The following is a 14,022-nucleotide window of genomic DNA, read 5'->3' as shown; positions in this document are numbered from 1 at the left end:
GCCGATGAGTCCTCAACTCGTCCTGGGCGCCATCGCCCTGGTCGTCGTGGCCTGGCTCGCCGCCTGTGCGGAGGCGGGCCTCGCGCGCGTCTCCAGCTTCCGCGCCGAGGAGGCCGTGCGCTCCGGCCGCCGCGGCAGCGCCAAGCTCTCCCAGGTCGCCGCCGACCCGACCCGCTACCTCAACGTGGCGCTGCTGGTCCGCGTCGCCTGCGAGATGGCAGCCGCCGCGCTGATCACCTACGGCTGTCTGAAGGAGTTCGACGGCACCACCGAGGCCCTCCTGATCGCCATCGCGGTCATGGTCCTCGTGTCGTACGTCGCCGTCGGGGTCTCCCCGCGCACCATCGGCCGCCAGCACCCGCTGAACACCGCGACGGTCTCGGCGTACGTCCTGGTGCCCCTGGCCAAAATCATGGGTCCGGTCCCGTCGCTGCTGATCCTCATCGGCAACGCGCTCACCCCGGGCAAGGGCTTCCGCCGCGGTCCCTTCGCCTCCGAGGCGGAGCTGCGCGCCCTGGTCGACCTCGCCGAGAAGGAGTCCCTCATCGAGGACGAGGAGCGCCGCATGGTGCACTCCGTCTTCGAGCTGGGCGACACCCTCGTCCGCGAGGTCATGGTCCCGCGCACGGACCTCGTGGTCATCGAGCGCTTCAAGACCATCCGCCAGGCCCTCACCCTCGCCCTGCGCTCCGGCTTCTCGCGCATCCCGGTCACCGGCGAGAGCGAGGACGACATCGTCGGCATCGTGTATCTCAAGGACCTGGTCCGCAAGACGCACATCAGCCGCGAGGCCGAGTCCGAGCAGGTGTCCACGGCCATGCGCCCGGCCTTCTTCGTCCCCGACACCAAGAACGCCGGCGACCTGCTGCGCGAGATGCAGAAGGAACGCAACCACGTAGCCGTCGTCATCGACGAGTACGGCGGCACGGCCGGCATCGTCACCATCGAGGACATCCTCGAGGAGATCGTCGGCGAGATCACCGACGAGTACGACCGTGAACTGCCGCCGGTCGAGGAGCTCGGCGAGGACCGCTTCCGCGTCACGGCCCGCCTCGACATCAGCGACCTGGGCGAGCTGTACGGCCTGGAGGAGTTCGACGACGAGGACGTCGAGACGGTCGGCGGACTGCTGGCCAAGGCGCTGGGCCGGGTCCCCATCGCGGGTGCCTCGTCCGTCGTGGACCTGCCCGACGGCCGGGAGCTGCGCCTGACAGCGGAGGCCGCGGCCGGCCGCCGGAACAAGATCGTGACGGTCTTGGCGGAGCCGCTGGGCCCGGCGGAACGGCCCTCGGAGGAGGAGAAGCCGGAGTGACCCCGCAGGAGCTGCGCGCGTTCTGTCTCTCCTTCGACGCGGCGGTGGAGGACTTCCCGTTCAGCCCGGAGATCTCGGTCTTCAAAGTGCGGGGGAAGCTCTTCGCCCTGTCGCACCTCGACGCGCGGCCCCTCAAGGCCAACCTCAAGTGCGACCCGGACGACGCGGTCCGCCTCCGCGGCGAGTACGAGGGCCTCATCGTCCCCGGCTGGCACATGAACAAGCGCCACTGGAACACGGTGACGGTGGACGGCGGACTTCCCGACCAACTCGTCCGGGAGCTCATCGAGGACTCGTACGACCTGGTCGTCGCGGGCCTGCCCCGAGCGGACCGCCTGCGCCTCGACCGCGCCTGACGCTTCCGTATGCTCGGATCATGACCGACAGCAGCGCGCTCGACCCCGAGGACCGCAAGATCGTCACCCTGGCCCGCTCCGCGCGGGCCCGCAACGGCGTGCCCGAGGGGGCGGCCGTACGGGACGAGACCGGACGCACCTATGTCGCGGGCACCGTGGCCCTCGACTCCCTGAAGCTCAGTGCCCTGCAGACGGCGGTGGCGATGGCGGTGGCCTCGGGCGCGACGTCCCTGGAGGCCGCGGCGGTCGTGACGGAGGCGGACACCGCGTCCGACGCGGACCGGGCTGCCGTACGGGACCTCGGCGGTGCGCAGACGCCCGTGCTGGTGGCGGGGTTCGACGGAACGGTCCGGACCACCGTCACCGCCGGCTGAACTTCGCTGTAACCGCCGGTAATTAGGCCAGTTTTCAACCTTGCCGCCGCCTGCCCCACACGCATCAATGGAACCGTCCATTCCGACGGACCGTCAGGTTCGACTCTCGGCGGTGTGCCCGCATCCATGCGCCGAGCGGTCCGCCCCCCACGGAAACGGAGCCGGAATCCCATGAGATGCAAGCGAATCGGAGCAGGTGCGGCACTGGCGGCCGGGGCCCTCGCGGTCACCGGTCTCGCCGTCGCCCCCGCGGCACTCGCCGTCACCCCCCAGACGGCGACGATCAGCGCGGACTGCGGTGCCTTCGGCAGTGGCGAGGCCACGCTCACGGCCACGCAGGACGGCACCGCCGCCACGCTCACCGTCAAGTCCTCCGCGATCACGGCGCCCATCGCGCTGGGAGAGGACTCGATCGCGTCCACCCTCACCCTGGTGAAGAGCGGCGGCGGCACCGTCGACTTCACCGGCACGGAGAACCCGGCGATAGCCGCCGGGGCCCCGGTCGAGGTCGGTCCCCTCAGCGGCACCGTCGCCTCCGGCGACAGCCTGGAGGCCTTCGGCGGCTCGCTGAAGATGACCGTCTTCGGCATCACCATCACCTGCACGGCGGCCGGGCCGCAGTCACCGGGCCCGTTCGTGTTCGACTGAGAACGAAAGCGGCGCGGCCCGGTGCGTCAGAGCGCGTCGGGGCCGCGCTCGCCCGTCCGCACCCGCACCACCGTGTCGACGGGCAGCGCCCACACCTTGCCGTCGCCGATCTTGCCGGTGTGCGCGGCCTTCACGACCGCGTCGATGACGGCCTCGGCATCCGCGTCCTCGACGACGACCTCGATCCGGACCTTGGGCACCAGGTCGACCTGGTACTCGGCACCGCGGTACACCTCGGTGTGGCCGCGCTGCCGGCCGTAGCCGCTGGCCTCGCTCACGGTCAGGCCGTGCACGCCGAGCTCCTGCAGGGCGTTCTTGATTTCGTCGAGGCGGTACGGCTTGACGATCGCGGTGATGAGCTTCATGCCTGGGGGGTGACCTTCTGGGCGTGGGGGACGACGGAGGAGGAGACCGGGGCGCCGTGGCCCAGGACCCCGTGATCGTAGGCCGTCTCTGCGTGCACCGTAAGGTCCAGGCCGGTCTGCTCCTGCTCCTCGCTCGCGCGCAGGCCCATCGTGACGTCGATCAGCTTGCCGATCCCGTACGTCACACCGAACGCGTACACCGCCACCACGACCACGGCCACCAGCTGCTTGCCCAGCTGGCCGAGGCCGCCGCCGTAGAGGAGGCCCTCGGCGCCGCCGGTCATCGACTCGACGGCGAAGACGCCGATGAGGAGCGTGCCGATGACACCGCCGACCAGGTGGACACCGACGACGTCCAGCGAGTCGTCGTAGTTCAGCTTGAACTTCCAGCTCACGGCGTACGAGCAGACGACACCGGCGGCGAGGCCGACGACCAGCGCGCCGAGCAGTGAGACGGACCCGCAGGACGGGGTGATGGCGACCAGACCGGCGACAGCGCCGGACGCGGCGCCCAGGGTCGTGGGGTGGCCGTCGCGCTTCTGCTCCACGAAGAGCCAGCCCAGCAGGCCGGTGCAGCCCGCGGCGAGGGTGTTGAGGAAGACGGCGGCCGCGAGCCCGTTGGCGCCGAGCGCGGATCCGGCGTTGAAGCCGAACCAGCCGAACCAGAGCAGACCGGCGCCCAGCACCACCATGGGCAGGTTGTGCGGGCGCATGGCCTCCTTCTTGAAGCCCATGCGCGGGCCCAGGACCAGGCACAGCGCCAGCCCCGAGGCGCCGGAGACGATCTCCACGGGCAGCCCGCCGGCGAAGTCCAGGGCACCCAGCCTCTCCAGGATCCAGCCGCCCGGGCCCCACACCCAGTGCGCGACCGGAACGTATACGAGCAACGCCCACACCGGCACGAAGACCAGCCACGCCCCGAACTTCGCCCGGTCGGCGACGGCACCGCTGACCAGCGCGGCCGTGATGATCGCGAAGGTGAGCTGGAAGGTGGCGAAGAGGAGGGTGGGGACCGTGCCCTGGACGCTGTCCGGGCCGAGGCCGCTCATGCCGGCGTGTTCCAGTCCGCCGATGAGACCGCCGGCGGCGTCCTCGCCGAAGGCCAGGGAGTAGCCGGCCGCCAGCCACACCACCGTCACCAGGGCGATCGACACGAAGCTCATCATCAGCATGTTGAGCACGCTCTTCGTGCGGACCATGCCGCCGTAGAAGAGGGCCAGACCCGGGGTCATCAGCAGGACGAGGGCGGTGGCGGCGAGCAGCCAGGCGGTGTCACCGGTGTCGGCGCTTGCGGCGGCGAGGGTCACGGTCGTCTCCAACGGTGCGGGGGCTCGTCAGAGGTTCACCGGCCCTCGTTTCCGGTTGCGTACGGGTGTGTTTCCGTGACGTTTCGTTGCGTGAGGGTTTCAAGAAGCTCACCGAGGACGTCCGGTGCGGGGCCGCTTCAGGGATCAGGGAGAATGGGCGGCATGAGCGTTCGTATGCAGTCATCCGAAGAGTCGGGCGAGACCGTCCACCGCGCCGGCTTCGCCTGCTTCGTGGGCCGTCCCAACGCGGGCAAGTCCACCCTCACGAACGCTCTGGTCGGCCAGAAGGTGGCGATCACGGCGAACCAGCCGCAGACGACGCGGCACACCGTGCGCGGCATCGTGCACCGCCCGGACGCCCAGCTGATCCTGGTCGACACCCCCGGCCTGCACAAGCCGCGCACCCTGCTGGGCGAGCGGCTCAACGACGTGGTGCGCACGACGTGGGCCGAGGTCGACGTGATCGGCTTCTGCCTGCCGGCGAACGAGAAGCTCGGCCCGGGTGACCGTTTCATCGCGAAGGAACTGGCGTCCATCAAGAAGACGCCGAAGATCGCGATCGTCACCAAGACCGACCTGGTGGACGGCAAGACGCTCGCCGAGCAGCTCATCGCGATCGACCAGCTCGGCAAGGAACTCGGCTTCGAGTGGGCGGAGATCGTGCCCGTGTCGGCGGTCGGTGACCAGCAGGTGGGCCTGCTGGCCGACCTGATCGTCCCGCTGCTGCCGGAGGGGCCCGCGCTCTACCCCGACGGGGAGCTCACCGACGAGCCCGAGCAGGTCATGATCGCGGAGCTGATCCGCGAGGCGGCCCTGGAGGGCGTCCGCGACGAGCTCCCGCACTCCATCGCGGTCGTCGTCGAGGAGATGCTCCCCCGCGAGGACCGCCCCGCCGACAAGCCCCTCCTCGACATCCACGCCTTCGTCTACATCGAGCGCCCCAGCCAGAAGGGCATCGTCATCGGCCCCAAGGGCAAGCGCCTGAAGGAGGTCGGCATCAAGTCCCGCAAGCAGATCGAGGCACTGCTCGGCACACCGGTCTTCCTGGACCTGCACGTGAAGGTGGCGAAGGACTGGCAGCGGGATCCGAGGCAGTTGCGCAAGCTGGGGTTCTGAGGCGTTCTTCAGGCCGTGCGCGGGACGCGGAGATCCCCGGTCTGCTGAGCGAGGATGAGCGAGCGGTAGTGCTCACTGCTGTCGACGAGTTCCCGGTGACTGCCGGTGGCGACGACCCGGCCGGCGTCGAGGACCACGATCAGGTCCGCGGCGCGAATGGTCGACATGCGGTGCGCGATCACGACGAGCGTGCACTCCCGCGCGGTTTCCCGCATCGACCGGCGCAGCGCCGCTTCGCTGACCGCGTCCAGATGCGCGGTCGGCTCGTCCAGCAGGAGCAGACGCGGCCGGGCCAGCAGAGCACGTGCGATCGCGATCCGCTGGCGCTCGCCACCGGAGAGAGCCATACCGTGCTCCCCGGCGTCACTGTCCAGACCCCGTGGCAGACGGGCGATCAGGTCCGTGAGGTGTGCCAGCTCGACCACCCGGTCCAGCTCCTCCGGCCCGGCGTCCGGGACGGCGTAGGTCAGGTTCTCCCGCAGCGTGCCGTAGAGCACCGGGGCATGCTGTTCCACCAGCCCGACCCGGGCCCGGTGTTCGGCCCTGCCGATCACTCCTATGTCACGGCCGTCGAAGAGGATGTGGCCGTGATCCGGGTCGTAGAACCGCTCGATCAGTGCGAAGACGGTGGACTTTCCGACCCCTGAGCTGCCGACCAGGGCGACGTGGGACCGTTCCGGCGCCTCGAAGGTCACGCCGCGAAGGACGGGGCGTCGCGGTTCGTAGCCGAACCAGACGTCGCGGAACTCCAGCGCGGGCGCCCGTGACGGGCCGACGCCGTCCCTCGCCGCGCAGCGCGCCGGAACGCCGGCTCCCGACACGGCGTCCTGCTCCGTGGGCAGCTCCAGCACCTCCGTGACCCTGCGGTACGCGCCCACGCCCTGCTCCATGGTGCTCAGGGACTGGAACAGCATGCCGATCGGCTCGACCAGGTAGATCATGTACAGCAGGAAAGCGGCGAGATCGGCGACCGAACCCTGCCGGTCGGCGACCCGCATGCCGCCGATGAGCAGCACGACGACGAAGGACCCCTTGACGGCCAGCTGGATCGCCGGTGCCACCACGGCGTCGAGCTTCGCCATCCGCACGCTTCCCACGTAGGCCGATCTGGCGCCACCCGCGATGCGGTCGGTCTCGCGCTGCTCGGCGCGGCTGGCCCGGACGGTGCGGATGGCACCGAGCGCGCGCTCCAGATCAGCGGTCATCGCACCCGTCGCCCGCTGCGTGGTCAGTGACGCCACCTCGATGCCGTGCAGCACCGAGACGACGATCACGGTGGCGATCGCCACCATGCCCAGCACGACGAGGAACATCAGCCAGTCGAGCCAGACCATCAGCACCACGATGCCGATCAACCCGATGGCGCCGGTCACCGCTTCGGTGAAGCCTTCCGCGACGAGCAGCCGCAACGTCGTGCTGTCGGTACTGGTGCGCGAGATGAGATCGCCTATGCGGTGGCGGTCGTAGACGGCCATGGGCAGCCGCAGCACATGCCTGATCAGGCCGAGCCGGATCCCGAGGACGATCCCCTCGCCCGTCCGGGCCAGGACGAACTGGGCGAGGCCCTGGACCAGCGCCTGGGCGAGGAAGAGGACGACGAGCAGCGCGAGTGCGGGCCCGATCGAGGTGCCGGACGCGGTCGACTCGATCACCTGCTTGACCAGCAACGGCTGGGCCAGGCTCAGAGCCGAGGCTCCCAGCGTCAGCAGGACCGCGAGGGCGACCCACCGCCGGTGGCCGTACAGCAGGCGCAGGAAGTCCCACGGGGCCTTCCGGCTCCGCTCGCCGGTCTCATCCGTCGCTTCGGGCTTCATGGATCACGGCCTCACGGCTGACGGGACCAGGAGCGCAGGGCACGGTGAACAGGGGGCGGAAGTAGTCCGGCGGGTGATTCTCTCCCACCGGCACCCCCTCAGCCTCCACCCAGGCGTGCGCGCCGAAGGGCGGCAGACGCCGCGCGCCCACGCACCAGGTCGGCCACTGACCGTGCAGGCGGCACAGCAGGACCGTGGCCAGGGACCGGGGCAGGCACCCTTCCCGACCCCCGCACGCCAGACTGACCGTGACCACGGAGTCCCGGGCGGCCCGCGCCTGCTCGAGCGTTGCCGGACGGGCGCCCCGGCGCAGCCACTGCAGCGCGGCCCGTATGCGCCGGGGGCGCCGACGGGCCAGGAGCCGCGCCGCGCCCACGGCGAGCCGGACCGGGATCCGGCGCCGCAGGGGCACCGAGCGCGGGTCGTGGAAGATCGCCTCCGGTGAGGTCATCGCCGCTTCCTCCCCGCACGGCGGCCGCGCAGGTGCGGCCAACGGCCGCGCGCGGTGCTCTCTTCCGGCCCGCCGGTGTCCTCGCCGCCCAGGCCCGCCGAGTGCAGTCCGCCGACCAGGTCCCGGACGTCCTGTCGCGCGGTGCCGATGTCCACCGCGTACTCCTGGGTGAGCCGCTGCGCGGCATCGGCTTCGCTGCCGCCCTCCAGCAACGTCCGAAAGGCGACGGCAGCACTGGGGTTGAGTGTCCAGTACTGGTCGTGGTCCTCGTCGAGGAGCGTCATTCCGAAGTCGGTCTCGGCCGTGAACACACCCTCACGCAGCTTGAACGCCATCGGCCGTCTCCATTTCAGCCCGGAACAGCGGTGGTGGCGGCTTCCAGCGAACGCAGCCACGTCTCGCACACCACGGTCTGGTACAGCGCGTCGAACGGCAGGTCCGGGGGCAGGGGCCGACTGCACGTCTCGCGCAACGCCTTCGCGTCGATCAGACCCAACCCGGCCAAGCGGGAGTCCTCGCACAGGGCCAGCAACTCGGCCCGGTGTTCCCGCATCCCGGCCTCCGCCTCGTAGGAGCCCTCGTCCTTGGTGTGGCGGGTCAGGCTCTCGTCGGGGACGATGCCGCGCATCGCCTCCACGATGAGCGGCTTGTACCGCCAGGGGGTGATCCGGTCCTGCGGCCGTACCGCCAGTGCCGCTTCGATCACCCGGTCGTCGTAGTAGGGGGCGGTCAGGGTGATCCCGGTGCGGCCGGCCAGCCGGCTCACCTGCCGGACCATGCGGGAGTTGTTTCCCAGGGCGTCCAGCTCGACGTGCTGTCCGCGCCCTTCCGCCAGCGGTTCGGCGGTATGCGCCGCGGTGCGGATCAACTCGCGTACGGCCGCGACGGCGTCCGGCGTCGCCCACGGGGGGAGCCGCGGCGGTGTCCCCCAGTCCAGCGCCGGCGTCTCCAAGGGCAGCGGTGCGGCGGTGAGGAGGCCGCCGGCTCGGGCGAGCCACGTCCGGTAGGGGCTGTTGTCCCACAGCTGCCGCAGCGTCTCCCGGTACGGCCACGGCCCCTGGGCGGCGAAGCCGCGCAGGCGCTGCAGCGCCGTCCTGGGGTGGGTCCGGGCCAGCGAGTGCAGATGGGCCGGCGAGCCGGAGAGCAACTCGTCCCCGCCGAAGCCCGTCAGGTGCATGCGGGAGCCCTGTGCCGCGGCCAGCCGCGGAATGAGCAGACAGCGGCTGGGATGCATCATCGCCGGGCACGGTTCGTCGAAGTGCTGGTCCACGTCCCGCAGGCCCTCGTACACCATGGGCAACCGGTCTCCGGCGATGACGTGGTGGCCGACGTCGCCCAGCCCCGCGACCGTGCGCCGCGCCCAGGTCGCGTCGTCGCACAGGGGATCCAGACCGTCGGCGGTGTAGGCGATGACCCTCGCCGTGCCGCGTGCGGCCAGAGCGCACACCGAGGTCGAGTCCAGGCCGCCCAGATCGCAGCTCACCACGTTCCGTCCCCGGACCCGGACGTCCACCGCCGCCGACAGTGCCTCCCGCAACGCCGACGCGCCCTCCGCCATCGGCACCACCGGCTCGGGAGGCGCCCACCACCCGACGGGGTGCCCCCGGCCGTCGGCGTCGAGGGCGAGGTACTGGCCGATCCCCAGGGCGCCCACGCCACGCCAGACCGGTTCGCCGGCCAGCGGGTGCGGCGCGCACGGATTCAGCAGGCGGGTCGCCAACCGCTGCGCGTCGACCTCCGCGTCGAGCAGAGCCGCCAGCACGTCGGCCCGGTCCGCGGCCACGGTGGCGTCCCCGATCGTGGCGTGGAACACCCGGCGAAAGCCGGTGACGCTTCCCTGGACACGCACCCGTCCGGCGACCGAAGCGATCAGATGCGAACTGCCGGCCATGCCCCGGGCCAGCCCGTCCAGGCCGGTGATCGTCCCGGCCCGGGCGGCCGCCGGGGTGAGCCGGTCGGCGGTGACGGCGTGCTCACCGACGACTGCGATCTTCGTCCGGCCCGCCTCACCGATGGTCAGGGCACCGGGAGACCAGCGGCCGAGCAGCCACGGCCGTCCCGACGGGTGGCTGACCTCCTGGACCTCGCGCATGCGGAGCGCGGCGGACGCCCGGGCCGCCGAAGCGCAGTCCGGAAGGACGACGAACCACCCCGGCCCCTCACCGGAATCAGGAAAATCGACCATGCCGGTCCCTTCCTGTACGCCGAGCCATGAGGCGATCAAGAGATGCGGGCGGCAGGACCGACGTCCCACCGCCCCTCGGAGATCCTGCGCCGGCGACGTGCCCGGCGGATCAGAAGAACCTCCTCCGGAAGAACCAGAACCTCTCCGGCCCAGCCCTGAAGCCCAGACCGGTCTTGCGGAAGGAGCCGACCGCAGTCAGCGTCGGACGCTCGTAGGTGCGCATGTCGTTGCACCTCCTGAACTGCGCGCGTCGCTATCGGTTATCCCTTCCACCATAGGCACCAAAGGGGGTTAATCACCAAATGGGCCCGTTTGTTCTGAAGGCGCCCATTACGTTACTGGTTCAACACTTAGGAATTCTCAGGGGTGTTGCGCTGCCCCCAGGCTCGCCCACACCGCGTTGCCGCCTGTGAGGGTCGAGCGGGTGATGCCCCAGCTGTCCGCCATCTCGCGTACGAGCAGCAGGCCGCGGCCGCCCTCCTCGTCGGGGCCGGGGCAGCGGTCGGGGATGCCGCGACCCGTGAGGTCGCCGTCGTGGACCTCCAGCCGGAAGCGCGCCTTCGTCATCAGCTGGACGCCGCACAGGATCCGTTCGCTGAGCGTGTGCAGCACGGCGTTGGTCACCAGCTCGGACACGAGCAGCACGGCGTTCGCGCACACCTCGTCGGGCACCTGCCACGTGTCCAGCCGCGCGCGCAGGGCGTGGCGGGCGGCTCTGACGCTGGTCCGCTGCGGGGGCAGCTCCAGCCAGTCGGTGAGGTACGGGCGCACGGTGTCCAGGAACCGGGGAGTGGATGTCGTGTGGGGGGACACGGCGATCGCCTTCCGTGGGGGTGGGCGAAGTCAAGGAAGGGGCGAGCGGACAACGGACCGGCCGGGTGGGGGAGTTGCTGCTTCCGGAACCCTGGTCACCCAAGTAACTATGCTCGCAAAGCAGTTCACGCTGCAACTATCTGCCTGATAATTGGGGCGCAGGCCGCTCAGCACACCACTAAGGCCGAGCGGGCCGACGAGCCCGGCTGTGGAACCCTTACCGCGACGTGATGCCGTCCTGGTTCACCGCCCACGTGAGCCTGGAGACCGGCGCGAGAACCCTGCGCACTTGTGACCCGCAGTACGTCACGGGCCTGCTCCGGACACCCGGATACGCGCGCGCCGTGCTGCGCGGCGGCTTCCCGAACGCCACCGGGGGCGACGCCCCGACGGACGCCGAGGTCAGCCTGTGGATCGGGGTGGGCATCAAGCCGTAGGCCGCTGCGAGCGCAGCAACTCCCGGTACCAGTCGTACGAGGCCTTCGGGGTCCGCTCCAGGGTGTCGAAGTCGACGTGGACCAGGCCGAAACGGCGTGCGTAGCCCTCCGCCCACTCGAAGTTGTCGAGCAGGGACCACACGAAGTAGCCGCGCACGTCGACGCCCGCCTCCACCGCCCGGTGCAGGGCCCGGACGTGGCCGTCCAGGTAGGCGATGCGGTCCTGGTCGTCGACGTCCGGGTACGAGCAGCCGTTCTCGGTGATGATCACCGGCGGGAGCCGGTCGCCGTAGCGGTCGCGGAAGGTGGTGAGGACTTCGGTGAGGCCCTCGGGGACGACCGGCCAGCCGAAGTCGGTGACCGGGTGCCCCTCGATCTCCCGGACGGAGAAGGGCAGTTCGGCGGGCATGGTGATGCCGCCGAACTCGATCTCCGCTCCCTGTGGGGCACCGACCCGGGTCGGTGCGTAGTAGTTGATCCCGTACCAGTCGAGCGGCTCGGCGATCACCTTCAGGTCCGCCTCGACATCGCCCGGCATCAGCTCGCCGATGCCGTCCGGGTAGCGGCCCAGCAGCAGCGGGTCCGCGAACAGGCGGTTCAGCAGCAGGTCGTAGAAGTCCGCCGCCTCCATGTCCGGCGCCTCGGTCGACGCCGCCCAGGTCGGGCCGTGCGAGTTGGCGACGCCGATGTCGCCGGCGCCCGAGGCACGCAGGGCCCGGACGGCCAGCCCGTGGGCGAGCAGTTGGTGGTGGGCGGCCGGCAGCGCGTCGAACAGCAGCTGCTTCCCCGGTGCGTGCACGCCCAGGGCGTGGCCCAGCAGGGTGTGCTCGGCGGGCTCGTTCAGGGTGATCCACTTCGTCACGCGGTCGCCGAGACGGCCCGCGACCCGGGCCACGTACTCGGCGAAGCGCTCGGCCGTGTCCCGGTCCAGCCAGTCCAGGTCCGCCGGCAAATCCCAGTGGAACAGGGTCGGCACCGGGCGGATCCCCGCCGCGCACAGGTCGTCGACCAGCCGGTCGTAGAAGTCCAGGCCCTTCTCGGAGCGCACCCGCGGCCAGGAGATCGAGAAGCGGTAGGCGTTGACGCCCAGGCCGGCCAGGAGGGCCACGTCCTCGTGGTGGCGGTGGACGTGGTCGCAGGCAACCGCCGCCGTCGAGCCGTCCTTCACCCGTCCCGGCTCGGCCGTGAAGGCGTCCCACACGGACGGCTCGCGCTCGTTCACGCCGCCCTCGATCTGATGCGCGGAGGTGGACACGCCCCAGAGGAAGCCGGCCGGGAAGCGGGGGATCGGGTTGCCTGCGTCAGTCGCCATGCGCTGGATCATCGGTACCGGCGGTAACGGAAGTCAACGCCCGGGCGGGAAGGAGCTGTTACGCGCGGACTGTCACCCGCCCGGCGCTACGCCCTGCTGTTCGCGCGCCGCCGACCCGCTGTGCTCCCGCCGCTACGCCCCTTCCTTCAGCACCCGCGAGATCAGTCTGCGCTGCTCCTCCGTCAGCCGGGGGTCAGCGCAGTACACCGTCTTGCCGTCCACGGTGAGCTGGTAGCTGAACCCGTCCGGGACCCCGACCGGCGGCGTGCTCCGGCCGGCGGCCAGGGCCTGATCGGCCAGGGCGTGCCATTCCGGGGCATCGGGCCGTTCCGAGGTGTCCACCTCGGCGTACCGCTCGATGCCCGCGAACCCGCCCGTGCGCCTCACCTGAATCCGCATGGCACCTGTCTAGTACGGAACTACAGGGTCCGCACCCCGACCTGCTCCCAGCCCTTCGACACGGCGTCCAGCTCCTCCCCGTCGCCGAAGCGCTCCCGGGCGGCCTTGACGGTGAGCGTCGCGAAGTCGACGAACATGGCGTCCTGCCTCAGTTCGCCGCCGGTCAGCACGTCGTACCAGACCTGCCCCGCCCGCTCCCAGGCGTGGCCGCCGAGGGCCGTGGCCGCGAGGTAGAAGGCGTGGTTCGGGATGCCGGAGTTGATGTGGACACCGCCGTTGTCCCGGCCGGTGCGCACGAAGTCGTCCATCGTCGCCGGCTGCGGGTCCTTGCCGAGGACGTCGTCGTCGTACGCCGTGCCGGGCTCCTTCATGGAGCGCAGCGCCACGCCCGTCACCCGCGGGGCGAGCAGGCCCGCGCCGATCAGCCAGTCGGCCTCGGCGGCGGTCTGGCCGAGCGTGTACTGCTTGATCAGGGCGCCGAAGACGTCCGACAGGGACTCGTTGAGCGCGCCGGGCTGCCCGAAGTAGGTGAGGTTGGCCGTGTACTGCGTGACCCCGTGCGCGAGTTCGTGGCCGATGACGTCGATCGGGATGGTGAAGTCGAGGAAGATCTCCCCGTCCCCGTCGCCGAAGACCATCTGCTCGCCGTTCCAGAACGCGTTGTTGTAGTCGCGGTCGTAGTGCACCGTCGCGTTCAGCGGGAGGCCGTCGCCGTCGATCGAGTCGCGCCGGTAGGCCTGGAGGAACAGCTCGAAGGTGGCGCCGAGACCCGCGTAGGCGCGGTTGACGGTGGCGTCCTTGCCGGGCTTGTCGCCCTCGCCGCGGACCTTGTGGCCGGGCAGGTCGGTGCCGTGCCGGGCGTCGTGGATCGTGCGCTGCGGTGTGCCGTCGGCCACCGCGGCGACGGCGGTCGCGCCGATGACCGTGGTGAGGCGGCGCTGGGTGCGCTCGAAGGCGTCGCGCTGCAGGGTGCGGCGGGCGGGACCGGCGAGCGCGGGGTCCTCGGCCTGGGCGAGCCGGTCGAGGACATGGGGCGGAACGATGGTGCAGAAGACGGGCTCGAAGCCCCCGTGAGTCGTCATGCCCGGCACCCTTGCACTGAGTGACGAAACTGTCACTAGCCGCCACCATGA

General features: G+C 70.9%; 16 protein-coding genes and 1 pseudogene. 6 read left to right on the top strand and 11 right to left on the bottom strand.

The features are described from left to right. Positions 1–4: 4 nt before the first annotated feature. From ACFY5B_RS03445 to ACFY5B_RS03430, 4 genes are all read left to right on the top strand, one after another. Complete coding sequence (locus ACFY5B_RS03445; protein ID WP_389963851.1) at positions 5–1,312, top strand: hemolysin family protein; 1,308 nt, start codon at positions 5–7, stop codon at positions 1,310–1,312. After that, on the top strand, positions 1,309–1,668 hold the full coding sequence (locus tag ACFY5B_RS03440; protein ID WP_389963848.1) for an MmcQ/YjbR family DNA-binding protein: 360 nt from the start codon (positions 1,309–1,311) through the stop codon (positions 1,666–1,668). The genes ACFY5B_RS03445 and ACFY5B_RS03440 overlap by 4 nt, the downstream gene beginning before the upstream one ends. A gap of 20 nt (positions 1,669–1,688) precedes the next feature. Next, positions 1,689–2,042: a cytidine deaminase gene (locus ACFY5B_RS03435; RefSeq protein WP_389963845.1), complete on the top strand. Its 354-nt coding sequence runs from the start codon at positions 1,689–1,691 to the stop codon at positions 2,040–2,042. Positions 2,043–2,213: 171 nt separating this feature from the next. Next, positions 2,214–2,690, top strand: coding sequence for a hypothetical protein (locus ACFY5B_RS03430; RefSeq protein WP_389963842.1), 477 nt, complete (start codon positions 2,214–2,216; stop codon positions 2,688–2,690). A 26-nt stretch (positions 2,691–2,716) separates the two neighbouring features. On the opposite strand, the gene ACFY5B_RS03425 is transcribed toward ACFY5B_RS03430, so the two are convergent. Then, positions 2,717–3,055, bottom strand: a complete 339-nt coding sequence (locus ACFY5B_RS03425; RefSeq protein WP_389963839.1) for a P-II family nitrogen regulator — start codon at positions 3,053–3,055, stop codon at positions 2,717–2,719. Further along, positions 3,052–4,362, bottom strand: coding sequence for an ammonium transporter (locus ACFY5B_RS03420; protein WP_389963836.1), 1,311 nt, complete (start codon positions 4,360–4,362; stop codon positions 3,052–3,054). Before ACFY5B_RS03420 ends, ACFY5B_RS03425 begins: the two co-directional genes overlap by 4 nt. Before the next feature lie 153 nt (positions 4,363–4,515). Here ACFY5B_RS03420 and era point away from each other — a divergent pair, with 153 nt between their 5' ends. Then, a complete protein-coding gene (gene era / locus ACFY5B_RS03415; protein WP_107092233.1) occupies positions 4,516–5,478 on the top strand; it encodes a GTPase Era in 963 nt (320 codons plus the stop codon). Between the two features lie 8 nt (positions 5,479–5,486). Here the strand turns inward: era and ACFY5B_RS03410 are convergent, their stop codons facing one another. From ACFY5B_RS03410 to ACFY5B_RS03385, 6 genes are all read right to left on the bottom strand, one after another. Then, the gene (locus tag ACFY5B_RS03410; protein WP_389963832.1) at positions 5,487–7,292 is read right to left on the bottom strand and encodes an ABC transporter ATP-binding protein; all 1,806 of its coding nucleotides are present in this window, start codon (positions 7,290–7,292) and stop codon (positions 5,487–5,489) included. After that, a complete protein-coding gene (locus ACFY5B_RS03405; protein ID WP_389963829.1) occupies positions 7,270–7,743 on the bottom strand; it encodes a lasso peptide biosynthesis B2 protein in 474 nt (157 codons plus the stop codon). Before ACFY5B_RS03405 ends, ACFY5B_RS03410 begins: the two co-directional genes overlap by 23 nt. Next, entirely contained in the window at positions 7,740–8,078 is a 339-nt protein-coding gene (locus ACFY5B_RS03400; protein ID WP_389963826.1) for a lasso peptide biosynthesis PqqD family chaperone, read from the bottom strand. Before ACFY5B_RS03400 ends, ACFY5B_RS03405 begins: the two co-directional genes overlap by 4 nt. Before the next feature lie 14 nt (positions 8,079–8,092). Continuing rightward, positions 8,093–9,928: a lasso peptide isopeptide bond-forming cyclase gene (locus ACFY5B_RS03395; RefSeq protein ID WP_389963823.1), complete on the bottom strand. Its 1,836-nt coding sequence runs from the start codon at positions 9,926–9,928 to the stop codon at positions 8,093–8,095. A gap of 109 nt (positions 9,929–10,037) precedes the next feature. After that, positions 10,038–10,151: a keywimysin-related RiPP gene (locus tag ACFY5B_RS03390; protein ID WP_107092234.1), complete on the bottom strand. Its 114-nt coding sequence runs from the start codon at positions 10,149–10,151 to the stop codon at positions 10,038–10,040. A gap of 137 nt (positions 10,152–10,288) precedes the next feature. Beyond that, on the bottom strand, positions 10,289–10,741 hold the full coding sequence (locus tag ACFY5B_RS03385; protein WP_389963819.1) for an ATP-binding protein: 453 nt from the start codon (positions 10,739–10,741) through the stop codon (positions 10,289–10,291). 183 nt (positions 10,742–10,924) lie between these two features. Between ACFY5B_RS03385 and ACFY5B_RS03380 the strand changes: the two are divergent. Next, positions 10,925–11,151: pseudogene (locus ACFY5B_RS03380) on the top strand (Scr1 family TA system antitoxin-like transcriptional regulator); the annotation flags it as partial. Positions 11,152–11,167: 16 nt separating this feature from the next. Here the strand turns inward: ACFY5B_RS03380 and ACFY5B_RS03375 are convergent. The 3 genes from ACFY5B_RS03375 to ACFY5B_RS03365 form a co-directional block, all read right to left on the bottom strand. Next, positions 11,168–12,502 carry a GH1 family beta-glucosidase gene (locus ACFY5B_RS03375; protein ID WP_389963816.1) on the bottom strand — a complete coding sequence of 445 codons (1,335 nt, stop codon included), beginning with the start codon at positions 12,500–12,502 and terminating at the stop codon, positions 11,168–11,170. Positions 12,503–12,622: 120 nt separating this feature from the next. Then, positions 12,623–12,889, bottom strand: a complete 267-nt coding sequence (locus ACFY5B_RS03370; RefSeq protein WP_389963813.1) for a protealysin inhibitor emfourin — start codon at positions 12,887–12,889, stop codon at positions 12,623–12,625. 20 nt (positions 12,890–12,909) lie between these two features. After that, positions 12,910–13,971, bottom strand: coding sequence for a M4 family metallopeptidase (locus tag ACFY5B_RS03365; protein WP_389963810.1), 1,062 nt, complete (start codon positions 13,969–13,971; stop codon positions 12,910–12,912). Positions 13,972–14,022 lie beyond the last annotated feature (51 nt).

Source organism: Streptomyces sp. NPDC013187, assembly GCF_042899705.1.
Classification (GTDB): Bacteria; Actinomycetota; Actinomycetes; order Streptomycetales; family Streptomycetaceae; genus Streptomyces; species Streptomyces hawaiiensis_A.
This window is presented reverse-complemented; position numbering and strand designations above follow the sequence as displayed.

Excerpts from the sequence above, each read along its gene's own strand:
- ACFY5B_RS03435 (WP_389963845.1), top strand. The coding sequence starts at position 1,689 with ATGACCGACAGCAGCGCGCTCGACCCCGAGGACCGCAAGATCGTCACC.
- ACFY5B_RS03445 (WP_389963851.1), top strand. The coding sequence starts at position 5 with ATGAGTCCTCAACTCGTCCTGGGCGCCATCGCCCTGGTCGTCGTGGCC.
- ACFY5B_RS03405 (WP_389963829.1), bottom strand. The coding sequence starts at position 7,743 with ATGACCTCACCGGAGGCGATCTTCCACGACCCGCGCTCGGTGCCCCTG.
- ACFY5B_RS03410 (WP_389963832.1), bottom strand. The coding sequence starts at position 7,292 with ATGAAGCCCGAAGCGACGGATGAGACCGGCGAGCGGAGCCGGAAGGCC.
- ACFY5B_RS03375 (WP_389963816.1), bottom strand. The coding sequence starts at position 12,502 with ATGATCCAGCGCATGGCGACTGACGCAGGCAACCCGATCCCCCGCTTC.
- ACFY5B_RS03390 (WP_107092234.1), bottom strand. The coding sequence starts at position 10,151 with ATGCGCACCTACGAGCGTCCGACGCTGACTGCGGTCGGCTCCTTCCGC.
- ACFY5B_RS03400 (WP_389963826.1), bottom strand. The coding sequence starts at position 8,078 with ATGGCGTTCAAGCTGCGTGAGGGTGTGTTCACGGCCGAGACCGACTTC.
- ACFY5B_RS03395 (WP_389963823.1), bottom strand. The coding sequence starts at position 9,928 with ATGGTCGATTTTCCTGATTCCGGTGAGGGGCCGGGGTGGTTCGTCGTC.
- ACFY5B_RS03365 (WP_389963810.1), bottom strand. The coding sequence starts at position 13,971 with ATGACGACTCACGGGGGCTTCGAGCCCGTCTTCTGCACCATCGTTCCG.
- ACFY5B_RS03370 (WP_389963813.1), bottom strand. The coding sequence starts at position 12,889 with ATGCGGATTCAGGTGAGGCGCACGGGCGGGTTCGCGGGCATCGAGCGG.
- ACFY5B_RS03425 (WP_389963839.1), bottom strand. The coding sequence starts at position 3,055 with ATGAAGCTCATCACCGCGATCGTCAAGCCGTACCGCCTCGACGAAATC.
- era (WP_107092233.1), top strand. The coding sequence starts at position 4,516 with ATGGGCGGCATGAGCGTTCGTATGCAGTCATCCGAAGAGTCGGGCGAG.
- ACFY5B_RS03430 (WP_389963842.1), top strand. The coding sequence starts at position 2,214 with ATGAGATGCAAGCGAATCGGAGCAGGTGCGGCACTGGCGGCCGGGGCC.